Genomic DNA, 19,387 nt, shown 5'->3' with positions numbered 1-19,387 from the left:
AGTTTAAATAGCGGGTTCCGCGAAAACCAATTTCAGTAAACCACCGGCCATTGCGCTTTCAGCGATGATCGCGCGGTTTTTTTCGATCAAGTGAGAGCAACATGAAACGTACTTACCAACCTTCCGTTACCCGTCGCAAGCGCACCCATGGCTTCCGCGTTCGCATGAAGACCGCTGGCGGCCGCAAGGTCATCAACGCACGTCGCGCGAAGGGCCGCAAGCGCCTCGCGATCTAAGGCAAGCGGATTGCGCGCTGTGACCGAAACCCGCGGCGAAGCGGGAGCGGCCGGGGCGCAGCAACCGGGCTCGGTTCCGTTGCGAGCGCAAGCCGCCTTCCCCAAAGCCGCAAGGCTGCTAAAAACGGATGAATTTTCATCCGTTTTTCGTTTGCGGCCGTGGCGCCGTACCGCACACTTCGTCGTGTACGGCCGGCCCACCGGCAACGAGGCGCGTCTTGGCCTCGTGATCGGTAAGAAGTATGCGCCGCGCGCGGCCACGCGGAATCTGGTGCGCCGGATCGCGCGCGAAGCCTTCCGGCTGCGTCGCGCGGAATTCGGCGGTTGGGATGTGCTGCTGCGTCTACACACGCGTTTCGACAAAAAAGCTTTGCCGAGCGCGTCGTCGCCGCCGTTGAAGGCGCTGTGCCGCAGCGAAATCGAGGCGCTGCTCGACAAGGCAGCGCGCGAAATTACCCGTCGTCAGGCGCCGCCCGCGGAGGCGCCCAGGACGGAATGACGCAGTGACCGCCCGCACCATGGTCGCCGCAATGGGCGTTGCGCCGGCAGCTTCAGAGCGCGGGCGTTGTCCTGTACTTCACGTTGCCCGGCGCCGTACGGCCGCACCTGCCATGCAAACGGTACTCTTCGCTTTATTGCGCTTTTACAAGCTTGCCGTGAGCCCCATGCTCGGCAACCGGTGCCGTTTTTACCCTTCCTGCTCTGATTACGCGCGCGAGGCAATCCAGTATCATGGCGCCGCGCGCGGGACTTATCTCGCCGTGAGGCGTGTTTGCCGCTGCCACCCGTTTTCCGCGGGCGGCATCGATCTCGTCCCGCCACCCACTTCTGAAAAGCGCTGACGCGCCGTTCCATCGACACTGAGACAACGCATGGATATCAAACGCACCGTCCTATGGGTCATCTTTTTCATGTCAGCTGTCATGCTGTTCGACAACTGGCAACGCGACCACGGACGCCCGTCGATGTTCTTCCCGAGCACGACGCCGACCCAGACCGCCGGCAGCGCCGCGCCGGGCACCACGACACCGGGCACCCAGCAAGCCGATCTGCCGACAACCAACGCGGCCGCGCCGGGCAACGCGCCAGCGGCCGAACAATCGCAGCTCGTGAAGTTCGGCACCGACGTCTATAGCGGCGAAATCGACACCCGCGGTGCCACCTTGTCGCGCCTGTCGCTCGTCAAGCAGGGCGACGGCAAGCAGCCGGATCTCGTGATCACGCTGTTCGACAAAACGAACAATCACACGTATCTGGCGCGCACTGGCCTGCTCGGCGGTGACTTCCCGAATCACAACGACATCTTTACGCTGATGCCGAATCAGCCGACCCATCTGGCCGACGGCGAGAACTCGTTCCAGATGAGCTTCGAGTCGCCGGAAAAGGGCGGCCTCCGGGTCATCAAGACGTATACGTTCACGCGCGGCAGCTACGTGATCGGCGTCGAGACGAAGGTCCAGAACGTCGGCACCACGCCGGTGACGCCGCAGCTCTATATGGAACTCGTGCGCGACGACCAGCCGGTCGAAACGCCGCGCTTCTCGCACACGTTCATCGGACCGGCTGTCTACACGAATGAGCATCACTTCCAGAAGATGACGTTCAGCGATCTCGACAAGAACAAGCAAAACTTCGCGACGTCGGCCAACGACGGCTGGGTCGCGATGGTCCAGCACTACTTCGCGTCGGCCTGGATTCCGCAGGAAGGCGTGAAGCGCGAGTTCTACGCCGAGAAGATCGATCCGTCGCTGTATCGCGTCGGCATGAAGGAGCCGATGCCGACCATCCAGCCGGGCCAGACCGTCAGCGTGTCCGCGCGTCTGTTCGCCGGTCCGGAAGAAGAAAAGATGCTCGCAGGTATCGCGCCGGGTCTCGATCTGGTGAAGGACTACGGCTGGGTCACGATCATCGCGAAGCCGCTGTTCTGGCTGCTGTCGAAGATCCACGGCTATGTCGGCAACTGGGGCTGGTCGATCGTGCTGCTCACGGTGCTGATCAAGGCTGTGTTCTTCCCGCTGTCGGCCGCGAGCTACAAGTCAATGGCGCGCATGAAGGCGATCACGCCGCGCATGCAGGCGCTGCGCGAGCGTTTCAAGGGCGATCCGCAGAAGATGAACGCGGCGCTGATGGAGCTGTACAAGACCGAGAAGGTCAATCCGTTCGGCGGCTGTCTGCCGGTCGTGATCCAGATCCCGGTGTTCATCTCGCTGTACTGGGTGTTGCTGTCGTCGGTGGAAATGCGCGGCGCGCCGTGGATTCTATGGATCCATGATCTGTCACAGCAGGACCCGTACTTCATCCTGCCGATCCTGATGGCCGTGTCGATGTTCCTGCAGACCCGCTTGAACCCGACGCCGCCGGACCCAGTCCAGGCGAAGATGATGATGTTCATGCCGATCGCGTTCTCGGTGATGTTCTTCTTCTTCCCCGCAGGTCTCGTGTTGTACTACGTCGTGAACAACGTGCTGTCGATCGCGCAGCAGTACTACATCACGCGGATGATGGGCAGCTCGAAGGCGAAGCCGGCCTGATGTTCCGTCCGGTGGCGGCCCGCAGGGCCGCCGTGACGCAAGCTCAAAACGAAAAGCCGCCCGGTGCGAACCGGGCGGCTTTTTTTATGGTGCGGCTGAAGGAAATGCGGCGGGCGGCTGCGCTTGAGTTTCGTCGTTCACTCTTCGTCGGAATCTTCGCCGTAAAAACGCACGATCATTTCCTCGACCAGATTCCGGTCCTTCGGGGTCAACGATGCGATCTTCGAAGCGAGTTCGATCGTTTCGGGTGTCGGCGGATATTTTTCGCCACGTGCCATCGGTCGTGCGCTGGCGCCGGGCGGTGGTCCGTAATGGAGCCAGTGCTCCTTGACGTTCAACCATTCGGCGAGCGTGCGCAACTTGTCCGGCTTCGGGATCGTCGTGCCCGTCAGCCATTTGTGTGCGGTCTGGGGCGTCACGGGCCGCTCGCCGTAATAGCGAAGATTGAATTGCTCGGCGAGTTTGGTCCCGCCGCGGATTTTCAGCGGCTCGAGCAGATCCTTCAGCCTCTTGGCGAAGGCGGCTTTTTCTTTGTCGGTCGGCATGGGCCAGATTGTGCAATTCGGAGTTCAGCCAGTTGACAACCGATCAAGCTTTGTTTTCTCTTATTTGAGATAGTTTTAGCTTGCAGCGCGCGCCCCATAACGCGTTGTGCGAATTTGATTTTTTTCATCTCTCGATTGCCAGGCTTGGCTTTGCCTGAACTGAAGTTCCTGCCGAGTCTCAATAATTCCTAAGTAGCGCGGTAATAATCCTAGCTTAATTGAGATAAATCTGAGTTGTTCAAAACGATAGGGCGAACGGGCACGTCATCCGCTTCGCGTCCTTGTCGCCAGCGCTTCCGTGCGAGGCGCGCGCGTTACAATGCCTCGCGCCGGCTCGACCGACGCGGCCCTGCTCCTCCCCTCCCGTTTCGCCCGACTTCACATGCTCACGACCGACTCCGATCCCATCGTTGCCATTGCTACCGCGCCCGGCCGGGGAGGCATCGGCGTCGTGCGGATTTCGTTCGGCCGCGCTGGCGCGGCGGCGGCCCAGCCGTTGATGCAGGCCCTCACCGGCCAGACGCTCGCGGCGCGTCACGCGAGCTACGTGCCGTTTCTCGACGCGAGCGGCAATCCGCTCGATCGCGGCATCGCGCTGTACTTTCCGGCGCCGCATTCGTACACCGGCGAGCACGTGCTTGAACTGCAAGGCCATGGCGGCCCGGTCGTGCTGCAATTGGTCCTGCAGCGCTGCATCGACGCCGGCCGCGCGTTCGGTCTACGGCTCGCCGAGCCCGGCGAATTCACGCGTCGCGCGTTTCTGAACGACAAGCTCGACCTCGCGCAGGCCGAGGCCGTCGCCGATCTGATCGAGGCAAGCACCGAGGCCGCCGCGCGTTCGGCCGGCCGCTCGCTCGACGGCGCGTTCTCGCGCGACATCCACGCGCTGGTCGAAGAGGTGATCACGCTGCGGATGCTGGTCGAAGCGACGCTCGACTTCCCGGAAGAGGAAATCGACTTCCTCGAAGCCGCCGACGCGCGCGGCAAGCTCGTGCGCATACGCGAGCGTCTCGCGCACGTGCTGAGCGAGGCGCGCCAGGGCGCGTTGCTGCGCGAGGGTTTGTCGGTCGTGCTGGCGGGGCAGCCGAACGTCGGCAAGTCGTCGTTGCTGAATGCGCTCGCCGGCGCCGAACTCGCGATCGTCACGCCGATCGCCGGCACGACGCGCGACAAGGTCGCGCAGACGATCCAGATCGAAGGCATCCCGCTGCACGTGATCGACACGGCCGGCCTGCGCGAGACCGAGGACGAGGTCGAGAAGATCGGCATCGAGCGCACGTGGGGCGAGATCGAGCGCGCGGACGTGGTGCTGCATCTGCTCGACGCGCGCGCCGGAATGACGGCCGGCGACGAAACGATCGCCGGACGCTTTCCGCGCGGCGTGCCCGTCGTCCGCGTGCTGAACAAGACCGACCTGACAGGGCTCGCGCCCGCGACGCAGGCGCTCGACGCCGACCTCGAACTTAGCGAGGTGCGGCTGTCGGCGAAGAAGGGTGACGGCGTCGCGCTGCTGCGCGACGAACTGCTGCGGATTGCCGGCTGGCAGGCGGGCGCGGAGAGCGTCTATCTCGCGCGCGAGCGGCACCTGATCGCGTTGCGCGCGGCCGACGAGCATCTGGCGACCGCCGCCGTGCATGCGGAGCAGAACGCGCAGGCGCTCGATCTGTTCGCCGAGGAATTGCGGCTCGCGCAGGATCAACTGAACTCGATCACCGGTGAGTTCAGTTCGGACGATCTGCTCGGCGTGATTTTCAGCCGATTCTGTATCGGCAAGTAACGCCGAACTTGTGCGTCGCCGCAATGCGGCCGTCATATAGGCTCTCGCGGCCGAATTGGCACCGCTGCCGCACACGCGAAAATCGCACTCCGTCGACCAAAAACCCACCGGATTTTTGGTACACAACCGGGCAAAGGTTTAGAATCCAGCTGTCCGAGCCTAAACGTACAGCGTCCCCAAAGCATGCCCCGCCTCGCCACCCCGCTCACCGAATCCGAGATCCGCGCGCTCGAACCGCGCGCGACCCGCTACTGCGTCGCCGACGGCAACGGCCTCGTGATCGAGGTCATGACGACCGGCACCAAGGTCTGGCGCTTCCGCTATACGTTGAACGGCAAGCGTCAGCCGCTCGCGACCATCGGCGATTACCGGATGATTTCGCTGCGCGTCGCGCGCGCGAAGGCGCAGAGGTACGCGGCGCTCGTCGCGCAGGGCATCTCGCCGGTCGCTACCGCGCGGCGCGATCGCGGTGCCGAGAGCAAGGCCGACGTGCTGCGCGAAGCGGCCGAGCTTTATCTCGCGACGGCGCTGGCCGGCAAGTCGGATGAATATCGCCGCACCACGCGGCGCGCGCTCGACAAGGACGTGCTGCCCGCGATCGGCAACCAGCCGATCGGCGCGGTCACCGCTGACGACGTCGTCGCGATCTGCGAGCGCATCAAAAGCCGCGGCTCGCCGAAAATGGCGCTGCACACGCGCAACGTCGTGAAGCGCCTGTACGCATACCTGATCGCGCGCCAGCTCGCGACCAGCAATCCCGCGGAAGTCGTACCGGCGCGCTCGATCGCGACCTTCGACAGCCGCACCCGCGTGCTGTCCGGCGCCGAGATCGGTGTCATGCTGCGCACGATCGACACATCCAATATCCGCCGTCCGCTGAAGCTCGCGCTGCATCTGCTGGTGCTGACGATGGCACGCAAAGCGGACCTCGTCGAATCGACATGGGCCGAGTTCGATCTCGACGACGCGCTGTGGACGATCCCCGCCGCGCGCCTGAACGCGCGCGAGGACCGCGTCGTCCGTCTGCCGCGTCAGGCGGTTGTGCTGCTGCGCGAGCTGCAGCGCGGGCGCACCAGCGAGACGTTCGTGTTCCCGAGCGTCAGGGGCGACGATCGGCCGATCGCGAAAAGCACGCTGAACCAGGCAGTCAAGGCATTGGGGCTCGACGTGGAGCATTTCGTGCTACACGACTTTCGTCGCACCGCGTCGTCGCATCTGCGCGACATGGAACAGCAAACAGCTGCGGGGGGCGACATCGCGAAGCGTGAAGCAACCGACGAAGCGGCGTGGCAGGGTCGCATGCTTCAGAGTTGGGCGGACTTTGTCGATAGCCAGATGGAAGTCGCGCGGTAGACGGCGAACGGGACGGCTTGACGGCATTGTCATGGGTTTTGGCGCCATGTGACGCTTGCCGTCAGGCCGGTAACACGATGGTACACAGGCTAATGCGACCTCGCCCAGACGCAAAGCAAATAAAGGAAAAATCATTAAAAAACAGGTTTCCAAACCGGGCGCAAATGCGCCTTTTTTCGCTTCTCTGGACCGTTTGACATCATCGTTCTTTCCCCGCTTCCTTCGCCTACACTGAGAGATGGATGCAAGCCGATACGGAGGTTCCGATGCCTGAATCAATGCTCGCTTATCTGATGGGGCCCGCCGTCATGCTGGTGGTCGGCCTTGCCATCTGGATGATGTCGCGTCACCGCGACCCGTCCAGGCCGCCCAGGCTCGAGCGCTGGCTCGACACGCATTACGCGGAGTGGCTGCATCACAAGCATTAAGCCGTGCCTCAAATGGAAAAAGGCCGTCGCATTGGGCGACGGCCTTTTTGTCTGCGCGTTGTTCGGCTGAATCATCCGCGCATCAGAGCCTTGCCGCGCTCACCACTGCGGCTCGGGTTGCGGTTGCGCATAGCCGTACTGTCCGGGCGGCGGTGCGCCGCACGCGACATAGGCGCGCTGATACTGGTCGTAGCAATATCCGGGCGGCGGTGCCACGTAAGCCGGCGCGGGCTGGTACGCGGGCTCGGCATAGACCGGCTGCGGATACGCGACCACCGGCGCCGGCGTCAACGCCGAGGTGACCACCGCGCCCAGCACCGCGCCGCCAATCAGCGCACCCACCACATCACCGCCGTGTCCGTGCGCGGACGCCTGGCCCGCCACCGTCAAACTACCCGCCATTACCAACGCCACTGCGATCTTTTTCATATTGAGCTCCCGCCGTTCAGGCATGGACGAATTGTCGCCGGCGCGCGCGGAAATAGATGCTGCAGTTGGTAACCGGAGATTTACTCTGTAACAGGTGCATAACGTTGGACGCGTTAACCCACGCAGGGCATTGCGCTGCTTTTCATCCAGGCATCGGGGGGAAGATCGCCGCGCTGGCCTTGATGCGGGCGCCGACTATTATCTGACCAAGGGCAGTGGTCAACGAGCGCCTCGCCTCCCCGCAAGCTGACGTGCCCTCCCTGAACTTCATTCTGGCCGAACCACATGGACACCTCTAAACCGCCGCAGAACGCCGCAACGCTGCATCCCGCAGACGACGCGAACGCGCAGGCGCAGGCGCTCGTCGCTGAGGATGCGCCCAGTCTCGCCAGCGACGACGCGCTCGCGCGCATCCTCGCCGACCCGCCGGCGGCCGAGTGCCCGATCATGGTGCTGCTGGTCGACGACCAGGCGGTCATCGCCGAGGGGGTGCGCGAGGCGCTCGCCGACGAGCCGGGCATCGACTTTCGCTACTGCGCGTCATGGGAAGACGCGGTGCGCTGCGCCGAGGAAACGCGCGCGACGGTGATCCTGCAAGATCTCGTGATGCCGGGCACCGACGGTCTGACGCTGGTGCGGCAATACCGGCTGAATGCCGCCACTCGCGACATCCCGATCGTCGTGCTGTCGACCAACGAAGAGCCGCTCGTCAAAAGCGCGGCGTTCGCGGCCGGTTCGAGCGACTACCTCGTGAAGCTGCCCGACCGCATCGAGCTGATAGCGCGCATCCGCTATCACTCGCGCTCGTATCTATACCTGCTGCAACGCGACGAGGCGTACCGCGCGCTGCGGCAATCTCAGCGGCAACTGCTGGCGACGAATCTGGAGTTGCAGCGGCTCACGCATTCGGACGGTCTGACCGGCCTGTCGAACCGCCGCTACCTCGACCAGTATCTGGCGGCCGAATGGCACCGCGGCACCCGCGACAAGACCGGCCTCGGCCTCCTGATGATCGACGTCGATCACTTCAAGGCCTACAACGACACCTATGGGCACGTCGCCGGCGACGAAGTGCTGAAGAGCGTCGCGCATACGATCGAAGCGTGCCTCGGCCATTCACTGGATCTCGCCGCGCGCTTCGGCGGCGAGGAGTTCGCGGTGGTCGTGCCGGACACCTCGGCGGGCGGCTTGCGCCTGCTCGCGGAGAAAATCCGCATCGCGGTCGAAGACCGCGCGATCACCCATGCGGGCTCGGCAGAGGGCGTCGTCACGATCAGCATCGGCGCGGCGATGGTGGTACCGTCGGCCGCCGAACCCGTCACGACGCTGATCGAGGCCGCCGGCGTCGGCCTGTATCGCGCGAAACACGACGGCAAGAATCAGGTGGCCGTGAGCGGCTGAGTCTGGCGCCGCCCTCCTCAACCTTCGGCTTACGCGGCCACGGCGCGCGTATAGCGCTCGGCCGGCGCGCTGCGCGACAGATTCGGCTGCAGATGCAAACGCGCGCTGTTCAGACGCTCCCAGTCGGCGGCATCGGGCAACGACGGGATCGTCACCAGCTCGCCCTGGTCGAGACCGGCAAGCGCCGCGTCGACCATGTCCTCGGCGCTCATCACGATCTGCGAAGGCAGGTTCTCGACCGCGAGACCCGCGCGATCCCAGAACGCGGTGCTCGTCGCGCCCGGCAGCACCGCTTGCAGCCGCACGCCCTTGCCGCCCACCTCGTGATGCAGCGACTGCGTGAGGTTCAACACGTAGGCCTTGGTGCCGCTATCGGTGCCGTTCAACAATTCCGGCGCCAGCGCGACAATCGACGAGATATTGATCACCGTACCGGCGCCGCGCGCGATGAAGCCCGGCAACACCGCCGCCGTCAGGCGCGTGAGCGAGGTCACGTTCAGCTCGATCATCTGCTCGAGTTCATCGATGTCGGAGTCGAGCAGCGTCGCGGTCGCGCCGACGCCCGCGTTGTTGATCAGCATCGTGATGCCGCGCTCGGCGCGCAACTGGTTCTCGATGCGGCGCACGTCGGCCTTGTCGGTCAGATCGGCGCTGAAGGTGCTCACGCGGCGGCCGGTTTCCTTCGTCAGCCGGTCGGCGAGGCTGCTGAGGCGTGCGCCGTCGCGCGCGATCAGCAGCAGGTCGTAGCCGCGTCGCGCGAGCCGGTCCGCGTAGACCGCGCCGATACCCGACGATGCGCCCGTGACCACCGCCGTACCGTTGCCTTCGTTCGAATTGCCTTGTACGCCCTTGTCTGCCTGCGTTGCCATTGAAGCTCTCCTTGCGGGCTGCGCATAATGCGGCCGCCCTGTCCGGTGAATGGGAACATCCGTGAACTCGCCGCCTTGCGGCCTTTGCGCTGATACGGCGGGGTTGACGAGCTGAGTCTAGGCGCGTACTGTTTTGTCTCAAATGTCGTATTTCCCTCGTTTCAGGACATCGCAAATGAAACGCATCGGCGTGGTGGTCTTTCCGGGCTTTCAGATCCTCGACATGGTCGCGGTATCGATTTTCGAACTCGCCAATCAGGACACCGGCGAGCCCGCGTACGACGTCGCGGTGATCTCCGAGCACGGCGGCATGGTGCGCAGCTCGGCGGGCGTCGAGGTCGCGACGTGCCCGTTCGGCGATCCCGCCTACGACACGGTGATCGTCACCGGCGCGATGGAGATCGCGCCGTCGTCGCCGGGGCTGCTCGCGTTTCTGAACGACGCCCTCGCCGCCTCGCGCCGCACCGCGAGCATCTGCACCGGTGCGTTCGTGCTCGCCGAAGCGGGCATCCTCGACGGCCGCCACGCGACTACGCACTGGGCGCATGCGCGCGATTTGCAACGGCGCTTTCCGCGCGCGCGGGTCGACGAGGACCGCATCTTCATCGTCGACGGCTCGGTGTGGACGTCGGCCGGCATGACCGCGTGTATCGATCTGTGCCTCGCGCTCGTCGAGAACGACCTCGGCGTCGCGGTTTCGCGCGCGATCGCGAAGAAGCTCGTGGTCTATCACCGGCGCACCGGCGGGCAATCGCAGTACTCCGCGATGCTCGATCTCGAACCGAAATCCGATCGGATCCAGAACGCGCTGTCGTATGCGAAGAGCCATCTGCGCGAGCCGCTGAGCGTCGAGCAGCTCGCCGACGTCGCGCATCTGAGCCCGCGCCAGTTCAGCCGCGCGTTTCGCGACGAGACGCGCCAGTCGCCGGCCCGCGCGATCGAGGCGCTGCGTGTCGAGGCGGCTCGCACGATGCTCGAAACCGGCCGTCATTCGATCGAAACCGTCGCAGCCGACACTGGCTTCATCGACCCCGAGCGGATGCGGCGCGCGTTTTTGCGCGCGTTCGGCCAGCCACCTCAAGCGATCCGGCGTGCCGCACGCGTGGCGTAAGCGTTCGGGTAGAGAATAGGAAACCCGCGGTGCGAAGCTACGCGAAAAAAGTATCCCGCTCGACCCGTGAATCGAACCCAGCCCAAATGAAAGGAAACGCGATGAGCTACAACGACAGCAACCCGTTCGCCAAAATCTTGCGCGGCGAACTACCGTGCATCAAGGTGGCCGAAAACGACCAGGCGCTGGCTTTCATGGACTTGATGCCGCAGGCCGACGGCCATCTGCTCGTCGTGCCGAAGGAAGCGGTCGCGGAAATTTTCGATCTGTCGGATGCGGCGCTCGTCGCGTCGACGCGCATGGCGCAAAAGCTCGCGATCGCGGTGCGCGCGGCACTGCGCCCTGACGGCGTGTTCATCGGCCAGTTCAACGGCGCGGCGGCGGGACAGACAGTGCCGCACGTCCATTTCCACGTGATTCCGCGCTGGGAAGGCCAACCGCTGAAGCTGCATGCGCGCGAGGTCGCCGATCCGGACACGCTCGAAGCGCTCGCCAAACGGATTCGCGCGCACTGGCGCGCCCATTGACGCGCGACGCGAGGCCTGCCGACGCAACGTCGCGCCCCGCATTACGGTCACGCCCGGTAACAACTGTAAAAGCCGTTGAAACCACCGATTGGCGCGTCGCGACTAGACTGCTATTGCCTTGTGTTCAAGGCATTGAGTGTGGATCTCTTTTTTCAGCCTGCCCCTGTGGCAGGCTTTTTTTCTTTGGGGACCCGCTTCGCAATCTCAGGGCCGCTCGCGCGAACGGCGTAGCGGATGCCGCCAGTCGATGCGTCGGCGACGCGCTCGCAACGGCCGTCCGTCGTGCAGGTCTCGATGCTCCTGCCACAGTTCGTCGGAAAAAAGAAACATGACGATCAGCAGCGGAACGACCAGAAAAATCCCGAGTATGACGTGCTCGTTCACGATAGCCTCCGGGTGCAGGAGATTCGTTTTCATTGTAGAGCACCGCCTGTACCCGCATACCGGCTCGACGAAGATCCACCTGGATTCAGGCCGCACGCGAAGGGTACATTGCACTGCGATCGCGCCCCCCTCGCCTGTCCACGCGGCTTTGCGCCGCGCGGCTTTTTTCATGCGTTTTCGGCAATGGCGCGTTGCAAGCGTTTCATCAAGGCCCTGAGAGACGGCTGGCACTGTTTATTTTCTGCACTTGCCTCGTTATTGCGCATCGCCGCTTTTGCCTGTGGAATGACTTTGTGTGCAATGCACAAACCCATTGATTAAATTGTATTAAATCGCTTAATTGACGCTACGCGTTTACGTGAATGCGCGCGCAAAGCTTTACCAGCTAAGGCGTGTTCGAGAGTGGATTTTTAGTTATTCATTTCATTGCCATTCGGTCGGGCGTGTGCTTAAGCTTTAATCAGCTTCGACAGCAGGTGCGACAATTCGCCACTGTTGCGATCGCACACAAGATGTGCTTGTCGTTCTCATCGGTTCTCCTAAAGTGCGAGATGCGGGACCACCGTTAAAGTTAAATACATAGCTAACCGAGATGTTTTCGGCCCGCCCCGGAGGAACGAATGAAAACTCGAATTGCCGTTGTTTTCGCCATCGCGGGTTTGGCTGCCGCTAGCGTTCAGGCGCAAGACGTCGTGATCAAGCCGCAGCAAACGATCCAGTTCAAGGCCAATGCCTATGGCTGCGTATCGAAGGACAAGCTCGATGCCGCCGATCACCACGCGCAAGCCGGTGAACAGCAGCAGATGCAGGAATTCTTCTCCGGATATCAATGCGTGTCGACTCCGACCGACTCGAGTTTTCGCGTGGTGCGCGTGGTCGGCCACGACGTCGAGTTCGTGAATTCAGCCAATAGCGATACCGAGGGACTCTGGGCGAACGACCGATTCATCAAGCAATAAGTACAACACCGGTATTCCGGCAAAAGCCGGAATACGGTCGCATGCGAATCCGCTTCGGCTTTAAAAGTCGCAGGCGTGAACGCGTGAGCTAAAAGAGACGGCTTGGGCATTCCGATGCCAAGCCGTTTTTTATTGCTTTTGATACTTGCCAGACTTCACCTGCAATAAAAAAGCCGATGCGGGTTTTATCGACCCGCATCGGCAGTACGCCTTCTCGCAAAGCGCAGGAAACCGGCCACGAGCAACGGCGCGTCAGTGCACGCGCTTGCTGCGGCGGAACTGGTCGAACAGAACCGCGAGCAGCAGGATGCCGCCGCGAATCAGATACTGATAGAACGTCGGTACGTTCAGCAGGCTCATGGCGTCCTGCACCGAGCCCATGATCAGCACGCCGACCAGCACGCCGGAGATCGTCGCGACACCGCCCGTCAGCGACACACCTCCGAGCACGCACGCGGAAATCACGCCGAGCTCGAGCCCGACCGACGTCTTCGGATCGCCGAGGCTCATGCGCGACGCGAGCATCACGCCCGCGAAGCCGGTCACGAGGCCTTGCAGCACGAACACGGTGATCTTGATCCGCGTGACGGGCAGCCCCGCGAGCACAGCCGCTTCGCTATTGCCGCCGACGGCCAGCACGTTCTTGCCGAACACGGTCTTTTTCAGCAGGAAGCCGAACAGAACGAAGCCGACGATGTTGCTCCAGATCGGATAAGAAATGCCGAGGAACGAGCCGCCGCCGAGGTCGAAGAAGCGCTCCTCGGAGATCATCACCGCGTCGCCGTTCGAGGTGATGTACGCGAGGCCGCGCACGACCTCCATCATCGCGAGCGTGACGATCAGCGAGTTGATCTTGTAGCGCGCGACCAGCGTGCCGTTGACGAGCCCGACCGCGCCGCCCGCGAGCACGCCGGCCGTGATGCCGACTAACACGCTGTGCGTCGCGGTGATCAGCACGGAAGCCACCACGCCCGAAAACGCGACGATCGACGCCACCGACAGGTCCACCTCGCCTAGCGCGAGCACGAACATCATCGTGACGGAGATCGAGCCGATCAGCGTGACCGACAGCAGCAGGCCCTGGATATTGCGCGTGCTCAGAAAGTCTGGGACCGTGAACGACAGCACCGCGAACAGGACGATGAACACCATCACGATGCCGGATTTGTTGATCAGGTCCCAGGTGCGCGCCGCGCGCGCGGTCAAGCCCACGGAGGCGACGGCGGGGGTCGAGGAATCGGTGGAAGGTGTATTCATGATGTCTGTTCCATTCAATGCCGTTTTCGTTGCGGTATTCGGTAAGAGGTCTGGTGGCGCGATCCGTTGGGCGATCAGCGCGGCAATGCCAGCTTGATCAGCGCATCCGGCGTGGCCTGCGCCTTCGGCAGATCGCCGACGATGCGGCCTTCCTTCATCACGATCACGCGATCGGTCACGCCGATCACCTCGGCGAGATCGCTCGACACGACGATGACCGTGCGGCCCGCCTCGGCGAGCCCATACAGCAACCCATAGATCTCGCTGCGCGCCCCGACGTCGATGCCGCGCGTCGGCTCGTCCATCAGGAACACGTCGATCTCTTCGGCGAGCCAGCGCGACAGGATCACCTTCTGCTGATTGCCGCCGGACAGCGTGCCGATCGGCGTGTCGCCGTTGCGCGTCTTGATCGCGAGCTTGCCGATGAATTCACGCGTGGTCTGCGCTTCCTTGCGGCCGTTGAGCACGTTGAAGCGGCTGAAGTGGCGGCGGCAGCTGATGTTCAGGTTGTCCGACACCGACGCGATCGACACGATGCCTTCCTGCTTGCGATCCTCGGGACACAGCGCGACACCGGCGCGCACCGCGTCGCGCGGCGTCGCGAACTGCACGCGCTTGCCCTTCAGCGCGACCTCGCCGGCGCTCGGCATGACCGCGCCGTAGATCAGCTTCATCAGCTCGGAGCGGCCCGCGCCGACGAGCCCGAAGAAGCCGACGATCTCGCCCTTGCGCGCCGAAAACGATGCCGGTTCGCGCAGGCCCGGTCCCATCAGGCCGTCGACCTGAAGCTGCACGTCGCCGTGCTCGCGCGCGCGATAGCCGTACACATCGGTGATCGAGCGCCCCACCATGCAGCGGATCAGCCGATCGCGATCGAGTCCCGCGCCGGCCTCGAAGGTGTCGATGCGGCGGCCGTCGCGAAACACGGTGACGCGATCGCACAGTTCGTAGACTTCATCCATCCGGTGCGTGACGTAGATGATCGCGTGGCCTTCGGCCTTCAGCGCGCGGATGATGCGGAACAGTTGCGTGGTTTCGCGCGACGACAGCGAGCTGGTCGGTTCGTCGAACGCGATCACGCGCGCGTCGCGCATCAGCGCCTTGCCGATTTCGATCATCTGCCGCTGACCGATCGACAGATGCTTGACCTGCTGCGACGGATCGAGCTTTTCGCCGAGCCGTTCGAGCTCGCGCATCGCACGCGCGACCAAAGCCTTTTCGTCCAGTACGCCGAAGCGATTCGGCAGGGCGCCGAGCATCAGATTCTCGGCGACCGTCAGCTCCGGCACCAGATGCAGTTCCTGATAGATGATCGCGATGCCCGCGGCGATCGCCGCCTTGGTCGTCGCGAACTGCTGCTCGACGCCGTCGAGCGACAACGTGCCCGAGACAGGATGATTGACGCCGGACAGCACCTTCAGCAGCGTCGATTTGCCGGCGCCGTTTTCGCCCATCAGGCCGTGCACCTCGCCGCGGCGCACTTCGAGCGAGACCTGGTCGAGCGCGAGCACGCCCGGAAAGCGCACGGTGATGCCGTCGAGCCGGAGATAGGGGGCGTCGGATGCGGGCGTCGATGCAGGCGAGGGCGTGCGCACCGCCTCGCCGGCATGAGACCCGGTGAATAAGGACGTCATCGAAAAACCTCGAACGGATGAAAGCTGAGCGGGCCGCGCTCGCGCTAAACGCGAGGCACGAGGCGGCCCGCCGTCTGCTGCGAGAACCTCGCTTAAATACCCAGTTCCTTGCGCACGTCCTGCCAGTTGCCGCGCACCATCAGCTTGCCGGTGGTTTGCGTGTCGGCGGGCGGCTGCTTGCCGTCCTTGATCCACTCGATAAGGTTCTCGGTGCTTTCCTTGCCGTGGTTCGTCGAGCTGACCGCGATCGTGCCGTAGAAGCCCGTCGGTTCCTTCTTCTGGAACTCGGCGAACGCCTCGCCCGCGCCGTTGATGCCGACGCCGATCACGTCCGCGGCCGGAATATGCAGCTGTTCGGTCGCGCGCACGCCGCCGAGCACGCTTTCCTCGTTGAGCGCGAAGATCACCCACTTCTTGATGTTCGGATGCTGCGCGAGCACCGGCGACACCGCGTTGAAGCCGCCTTCGTCGTCGGTGGTTTTCTGCGGCGCGTCGAAGACGTTTTCCTTCTTGAAGCCGCCGGCGAGCAGCGACTGCGTCGCGCCGTCGGTGCGCAGCTTCGCGGTCGGCAGTTCATAGTCCGTGATACGCAGCGCGCCGACTTCCTCGGGCTTCCAGCCGCGGCGCTTCATTTCGTCGGTGATCGCCTGGCCCACCTGGTTGCCGATCTTGAAGGCCGACATGCCGAGGTGCGGCACGTTCGCCAGCGGCTTGCCGGTCGAATCGACCAGTTGGTCGTCGACGGTCACGAACTTCATGTTGTAGCGCTTCGCGCGCGCCTGAATCGCCGGTCCGAGACGCACGTCGGGCGCGCAGATCACGAAGCCCTTCGCGCCTTGCGCGCCGAGATTGTCGATCGCGGCCAGCACCTTTTCGCCGTCGGGCGTGCCGATGTTGACGACCGAGAAGCCGTCCTTCTTACCGAGCGCGGTCGCGGCTTTCTGTTCGTTGATGAACCACGCCTGTTCGGGCATCTTCACGAGGAAGCCGACTTTGAGCGGCTCATCCGCGTGGGCGGACAGTTGTGCGGCGAACGGGGCGGCGAGGGCGGCGGCCATCGCGGTCAGGGTCAAACGGCGAAGCTTGCTGGTCATCTACTGTCTCCTGAGGGTGAAAAGCTGCATTGATGTCGTGTAGTTGCAGCGGGGTAACGCGGGCGGCGTCAGCCGTCGCGCGAATCGGGGCGGATCTGCGCACGGCACGCCGGGCGGTTCGCGCAAGTCGCGGTGAAAACGGTGGCGTGGCTCATTGCTTCTAGCTCGCCAGGTACGCCGTTTTCACGGCGGTCCAGAACGCGGCATCGCTCGCGCCATAGGCCGACGCCTTGCGGCCGCCGCCGGGTCCGTGATGCTCGACGGTCGTGGTCGGCAGATTGATCGTGACGAGACCGCTCTGCACGTGGCGGCGAAAATGCCGCGCGCGTTCGAGCGAGCGCGTGCAGATGCCGGCGCACAGTCCGTAGGCGGTGTCGTTCGCGAGATGTAGCGCGTGTTCGTAATCGTCCGCGCGCAGCACGACCGCGAGCGGCCCGAAAATCTTTTCACGCGCGATGCGATGCTCCGATTCGCCGATAAACAGCGCCGGCTCGAAAAAATAGCCGCGCGTCGCGCGCTCCAGTCGCCGCCCGCCGCGCAGCAACTGCGCGCCTTCCTGCTCGCCGACGCGCACGTAGTCGAGATTGCGTTCGAGCTGCGCGGCGTTCGCCACCGGGCCGATATCGGTGCCGTGCTTCAACGCGTGATCGACGGTGAGTTTCGCGAGCTTTGCCTGCAACGCGTCGACGAACGGCGCGAACACCGCGCGTTGGACGATCAGCCGCGCGGCAGCCGTGCTGCGCTGGCCGGTCGCGCTGAAGGCACCGGTGAGCGCCGCGTCGACCGCGCCGTCGAGATCGGCGTCGGCCAGCACGACGAACGGATTCTTGCCGCCCATCTCGAGCTGCACGCGCGCCTGGCGCGTCGCGGCGGCCTGCAGCACGCGCGTGCCGGTGTCGGACGAACCGGTGAAGCTGATCGCCGCGACGAGCGGATGTGCGACGATGCGCGCACCGACCTTGCGTCCGCTGCCCATCACGAGGTTGAACACGCCGGCCGGCAAGCCCGCGCGACTGACGATCGACGCGAGCGCCGCCGCACAGGCCGGCGCCGATTCGGCCGGCTTGTAGACGACGCAGTTGCCGTGCGCGAGCGCGGCGCCGATCTTCGCCGCGGCGATCGCGAGCGGCGCGCTCCACGGCGCGATGATGCCGACCACCCCGAGCGGCTCGCGCGTCACGTCGATTTCGACGCCGGCACGCGCCGACGCGTGCGGCTCGACGAACGCGCGCAGCGCCTCGGCCGCGAATAGCTTGAACAGTTGCCCTGCGCGCGTCGCTTCGGCGAGCGCCTCGGGCAGCACCTTGCCGACTTCACGCGCGAGCAGCCGGGCCAGCTCCTCGCGGCGCACGAGCATTTCGCTGCCGATCGCGTCGAGCGCGTCGGCGCGGCGCTGTGCAGAGGCGAGCGACCAGTCGCGAAATGCCGCGTGCGCAGCCTCGATCGCGCTGTCGGTCTGCCGCACGTCCGCGCGCACGTATTCGCCGACCGGCTCGTCGAGATCCGACGGATTGAGCGACACGCCCGTGGTCGCGCCAGTCTCCCATCCGCCATTGATGTAGTGGCGAAACGGGCTGGCAACGAGGGGGACGAGCGGATCGCGGTTCATCGGCGAAAAAAAGCGCACCGTAAGTTCACAAAAGTCCACGAATGGTATGAGCCGGCCCAATAACTTTCCAATCCCTTTTTAGGCTTCTCCGATATCAGTTTCGGTATGGCATCATGGAGCTTCAGAGGAAGAACGTACAAAAATCGCTCGTAAAGACCTGGAGACCAGACGATGACGCGTAGCTATTCAAACTGGTTCGTGCGCGCGCGGCTGAAGACGCGCCAGTTGCTGCTGCTTGCCGCGATGGAGGAGGAGGGCAACGTGCGTCGCGCGGCCGACGTGCTCGGCATGACGCAGCCGGCCGCGTCGCGCCTGTTGAAAGAGCTCGAGGACATGCTCGGCGTGAGCCTGTTCGACCGCACGCCGCACGGTATGCACGCGACGCTGTACGGCGAGGTGATGATCCGCCACGCGCGCATGGTGCTGTCGAACCTGAGCCAGGCGCACGACGAAATCTCGGCGCTGCGCTCGGGGCTCGCGGGTCAGGTGCGTATCGGCGTGATCGCCGCGGCCGCCGCGACGATGGTGCCCCGCGCGATCGCGAGCGTGAAGGCGCGTTATCCGCAGTTGCAGATCTGGACCGAGGTCGAGACCTCCGACGTGATGCTGCCGCGGCTCGCCGAAGGGGATCTCGACATCATGATCGGCCGCGTGCTCGAAAGGCAGAACCAGTTCAAGACCGACGTGCGCTACGAACCGCTCGCCGACGAACCGTTGTGCGTGGTCGCGCGTCCCGGCCATCCGCTCGAAAATGAAACGGGATTGACGCTGCGCGGCATCGTCAACGCGAGCTGGGTGCTGCATCCGCCGGGCAGCGTGCTGCGCCATCGCTTCGATCTGATGTTTTCGCAGATCGGCCTGAATCCGCCGCAGAACGTCGTCAATACGAACAACTTCCTCGCGATTTCGAGCCTGCTGCTGCAAAGCGACATGTTGGCGGTATTGCCCGATGAAGTGGCGCGCCAGTACCAACAGTACGGGGTATTGAAGCGCGTACCGATCGATTTGCCTTGCAGGATGGATACATTCGGTATCATCACGCGCCAGTCGCATCTGTTGTCGCCGGCGGCCGCCGTCGTGCTCGACGCGCTGCGAGATGCGGCTCGCGACGTATACGGCACGGCCACGGAACCCGCGGTGGCCCGGTAAATGCTTCCTTCTGTGTCATAGGCACCGGCTGACGGCGCGGGAGGAACATACGATGTACAGCAAACACAAGAAACGGCAACGCGCCGTCGACGAT

At 64.1% G+C, this 19,387-nt stretch carries 20 protein-coding genes; 12 read left to right on the top strand and 8 right to left on the bottom strand.

Annotated elements, in window-relative coordinates:
- The first annotated feature begins 101 nt into the window (after positions 1-101).
- The 4 genes from rpmH (at position 102) to yidC (ending at position 2,767) form a co-directional block, all read left to right on the top strand.
- On the top strand, positions 102-236 hold the full coding sequence (gene rpmH, locus F6X37_RS18140; protein ID WP_004198824.1) for a 50S ribosomal protein L34: 135 nt from the start codon (positions 102-104) through the stop codon (positions 234-236).
- A gap of 19 nt (positions 237-255) precedes the next feature.
- Positions 256-735, top strand: coding sequence for a ribonuclease P protein component (locus tag F6X37_RS18135; RefSeq protein WP_409260265.1), 480 nt, complete (start codon positions 256-258; stop codon positions 733-735).
- A gap of 112 nt (positions 736-847) precedes the next feature.
- Complete coding sequence (yidD, locus tag F6X37_RS18130) at positions 848-1,078, top strand: membrane protein insertion efficiency factor YidD (protein WP_167050029.1); 231 nt, start codon at positions 848-850, stop codon at positions 1,076-1,078.
- Between the two features lie 30 nt (positions 1,079-1,108).
- Positions 1,109-2,767, top strand: a complete 1,659-nt coding sequence (gene yidC / locus F6X37_RS18125) for a membrane protein insertase YidC (protein ID WP_187612268.1) — start codon at positions 1,109-1,111, stop codon at positions 2,765-2,767.
- 137 nt (positions 2,768-2,904) lie between these two features.
- Here the strand turns inward: yidC and F6X37_RS18120 are convergent, their stop codons facing one another.
- Positions 2,905-3,312, bottom strand: a complete 408-nt coding sequence (locus F6X37_RS18120; RefSeq protein ID WP_018418931.1) for a helix-turn-helix domain-containing protein — start codon at positions 3,310-3,312, stop codon at positions 2,905-2,907.
- A 382-nt stretch (positions 3,313-3,694) separates the two neighbouring features.
- On the opposite strand from F6X37_RS18120, the gene mnmE reads away from it, so the two are divergent.
- From mnmE to F6X37_RS18105, 3 genes are all read left to right on the top strand, one after another.
- Complete coding sequence (gene mnmE / locus F6X37_RS18115; RefSeq protein WP_090802291.1) at positions 3,695-5,089, top strand: tRNA uridine-5-carboxymethylaminomethyl(34) synthesis GTPase MnmE; 1,395 nt, start codon at positions 3,695-3,697, stop codon at positions 5,087-5,089.
- A gap of 183 nt (positions 5,090-5,272) precedes the next feature.
- The gene (locus F6X37_RS18110; RefSeq protein ID WP_187612267.1) at positions 5,273-6,442 is read left to right on the top strand and encodes a tyrosine-type recombinase/integrase; all 1,170 of its coding nucleotides are present in this window, start codon (positions 5,273-5,275) and stop codon (positions 6,440-6,442) included.
- Between the two features lie 266 nt (positions 6,443-6,708).
- Entirely contained in the window at positions 6,709-6,870 is a 162-nt protein-coding gene (locus tag F6X37_RS18105) for a hypothetical protein (protein WP_184036753.1), read from the top strand.
- A 99-nt stretch (positions 6,871-6,969) separates the two neighbouring features.
- Here F6X37_RS18105 and F6X37_RS18100 read toward each other — a convergent pair whose 3' ends face one another.
- Positions 6,970-7,299 carry an ecotin precursor gene (locus F6X37_RS18100; RefSeq protein WP_090802296.1) on the bottom strand — a complete coding sequence of 110 codons (330 nt, stop codon included), beginning with the start codon at positions 7,297-7,299 and terminating at the stop codon, positions 6,970-6,972.
- A 285-nt stretch (positions 7,300-7,584) separates the two neighbouring features.
- Between F6X37_RS18100 and F6X37_RS18095 the strand changes: the two genes are divergently transcribed.
- On the top strand, positions 7,585-8,700 hold the full coding sequence (locus tag F6X37_RS18095; RefSeq protein WP_187612266.1) for a diguanylate cyclase: 1,116 nt from the start codon (positions 7,585-7,587) through the stop codon (positions 8,698-8,700).
- 29 nt (positions 8,701-8,729) lie between these two features.
- Here the strand turns inward: F6X37_RS18095 and F6X37_RS18090 are convergent, their stop codons facing one another.
- Positions 8,730-9,569, bottom strand: a complete 840-nt coding sequence (locus F6X37_RS18090) for an SDR family NAD(P)-dependent oxidoreductase (RefSeq protein WP_187612265.1) — start codon at positions 9,567-9,569, stop codon at positions 8,730-8,732.
- A 175-nt stretch (positions 9,570-9,744) separates the two neighbouring features.
- Between F6X37_RS18090 and F6X37_RS18085 the strand changes: the two genes are divergently transcribed.
- Entirely contained in the window at positions 9,745-10,680 is a 936-nt protein-coding gene (locus F6X37_RS18085) for a GlxA family transcriptional regulator (protein WP_187612264.1), read from the top strand.
- 101 nt (positions 10,681-10,781) lie between these two features.
- Positions 10,782-11,207, top strand: coding sequence for an HIT family protein (locus tag F6X37_RS18080; RefSeq protein WP_090805510.1), 426 nt, complete (start codon positions 10,782-10,784; stop codon positions 11,205-11,207).
- 204 nt (positions 11,208-11,411) lie between these two features.
- Here F6X37_RS18080 and F6X37_RS37635 read toward each other — a convergent pair whose 3' ends face one another.
- The gene (locus F6X37_RS37635) at positions 11,412-11,591 is read right to left on the bottom strand and encodes a hypothetical protein (RefSeq protein WP_316251983.1); all 180 of its coding nucleotides are present in this window, start codon (positions 11,589-11,591) and stop codon (positions 11,412-11,414) included.
- 620 nt (positions 11,592-12,211) lie between these two features.
- Here F6X37_RS37635 and sap1 point away from each other — a divergent pair.
- Positions 12,212-12,550, top strand: a complete 339-nt coding sequence (sap1, locus tag F6X37_RS18070) for a surface attachment protein Sap1 (protein WP_018418921.1) — start codon at positions 12,212-12,214, stop codon at positions 12,548-12,550.
- Positions 12,551-12,802: 252 nt separating this feature from the next.
- Here sap1 and araH read toward each other — a convergent pair whose 3' ends face one another.
- The 4 genes from araH to F6X37_RS18050 all read right to left on the bottom strand — a co-directional run bounded on the left by araH (position 12,803) and on the right by F6X37_RS18050 (position 18,144).
- Positions 12,803-13,807 (bottom strand): L-arabinose ABC transporter permease AraH, encoded by a 1,005-nt coding sequence (araH, locus tag F6X37_RS18065; RefSeq protein ID WP_090802302.1) that lies wholly within the window; start codon positions 13,805-13,807, stop codon positions 12,803-12,805.
- Positions 13,808-13,881: 74 nt separating this feature from the next.
- Positions 13,882-15,441: an L-arabinose ABC transporter ATP-binding protein AraG gene (araG, locus tag F6X37_RS18060; protein WP_187612262.1), complete on the bottom strand. Its 1,560-nt coding sequence runs from the start codon at positions 15,439-15,441 to the stop codon at positions 13,882-13,884.
- Between the two features lie 92 nt (positions 15,442-15,533).
- A complete protein-coding gene (locus F6X37_RS18055; RefSeq protein WP_187612261.1) occupies positions 15,534-16,535 on the bottom strand; it encodes an arabinose ABC transporter substrate-binding protein in 1,002 nt (333 codons plus the stop codon).
- Positions 16,536-16,695: 160 nt separating this feature from the next.
- Positions 16,696-18,144, bottom strand: a complete 1,449-nt coding sequence (locus F6X37_RS18050) for an aldehyde dehydrogenase family protein (RefSeq protein ID WP_187612260.1) — start codon at positions 18,142-18,144, stop codon at positions 16,696-16,698.
- 171 nt (positions 18,145-18,315) lie between these two features.
- On the opposite strand from F6X37_RS18050, the gene F6X37_RS18045 reads away from it, so the two are divergent.
- On the top strand, positions 18,316-19,293 hold the full coding sequence (locus F6X37_RS18045; RefSeq protein ID WP_090802307.1) for a LysR family transcriptional regulator: 978 nt from the start codon (positions 18,316-18,318) through the stop codon (positions 19,291-19,293).
- Positions 19,294-19,387: the final 94 nt, after the last annotated feature.

This window comes from Paraburkholderia sp. 31.1 (assembly GCF_014397645.1).
Lineage (GTDB): Bacteria > Pseudomonadota > Gammaproteobacteria > Burkholderiales > Burkholderiaceae > Paraburkholderia > Paraburkholderia tuberum.
Note: the sequence above shows the minus strand (reverse complement) of the source record. Positions and strands in the feature narration are given on the sequence as shown.

Bases quoted from the DNA above. Each gene is read 5' to 3' on its own strand.
- F6X37_RS18095 (WP_187612266.1), top strand. From the start codon at position 7,585: ATGGACACCTCTAAACCGCCGCAGAACGCCGCAACGCTGCATCCCGCA.
- F6X37_RS18090 (WP_187612265.1), bottom strand. From the start codon at position 9,569: ATGGCAACGCAGGCAGACAAGGGCGTACAAGGCAATTCGAACGAAGGC.
- sap1 (WP_018418921.1), top strand. From the start codon at position 12,212: ATGAAAACTCGAATTGCCGTTGTTTTCGCCATCGCGGGTTTGGCTGCC.
- F6X37_RS18100 (WP_090802296.1), bottom strand. From the start codon at position 7,299: ATGAAAAAGATCGCAGTGGCGTTGGTAATGGCGGGTAGTTTGACGGTG.
- F6X37_RS18055 (WP_187612261.1), bottom strand. From the start codon at position 16,535: ATGACCAGCAAGCTTCGCCGTTTGACCCTGACCGCGATGGCCGCCGCC.
- F6X37_RS18050 (WP_187612260.1), bottom strand. From the start codon at position 18,144: ATGAACCGCGATCCGCTCGTCCCCCTCGTTGCCAGCCCGTTTCGCCAC.
- F6X37_RS18045 (WP_090802307.1), top strand. From the start codon at position 18,316: ATGACGCGTAGCTATTCAAACTGGTTCGTGCGCGCGCGGCTGAAGACG.
- F6X37_RS18085 (WP_187612264.1), top strand. From the start codon at position 9,745: ATGAAACGCATCGGCGTGGTGGTCTTTCCGGGCTTTCAGATCCTCGAC.
- yidD (WP_167050029.1), top strand. From the start codon at position 848: ATGCAAACGGTACTCTTCGCTTTATTGCGCTTTTACAAGCTTGCCGTG.
- F6X37_RS18110 (WP_187612267.1), top strand. From the start codon at position 5,273: ATGCCCCGCCTCGCCACCCCGCTCACCGAATCCGAGATCCGCGCGCTC.
- araG (WP_187612262.1), bottom strand. From the start codon at position 15,441: ATGACGTCCTTATTCACCGGGTCTCATGCCGGCGAGGCGGTGCGCACG.
- rpmH (WP_004198824.1), top strand. From the start codon at position 102: ATGAAACGTACTTACCAACCTTCCGTTACCCGTCGCAAGCGCACCCAT.
- F6X37_RS18105 (WP_184036753.1), top strand. From the start codon at position 6,709: ATGCCTGAATCAATGCTCGCTTATCTGATGGGGCCCGCCGTCATGCTG.
- F6X37_RS18080 (WP_090805510.1), top strand. From the start codon at position 10,782: ATGAGCTACAACGACAGCAACCCGTTCGCCAAAATCTTGCGCGGCGAA.
- yidC (WP_187612268.1), top strand. From the start codon at position 1,109: ATGGATATCAAACGCACCGTCCTATGGGTCATCTTTTTCATGTCAGCT.
- F6X37_RS18120 (WP_018418931.1), bottom strand. From the start codon at position 3,312: ATGCCGACCGACAAAGAAAAAGCCGCCTTCGCCAAGAGGCTGAAGGAT.
- mnmE (WP_090802291.1), top strand. From the start codon at position 3,695: ATGCTCACGACCGACTCCGATCCCATCGTTGCCATTGCTACCGCGCCC.
- araH (WP_090802302.1), bottom strand. From the start codon at position 13,807: ATGAATACACCTTCCACCGATTCCTCGACCCCCGCCGTCGCCTCCGTG.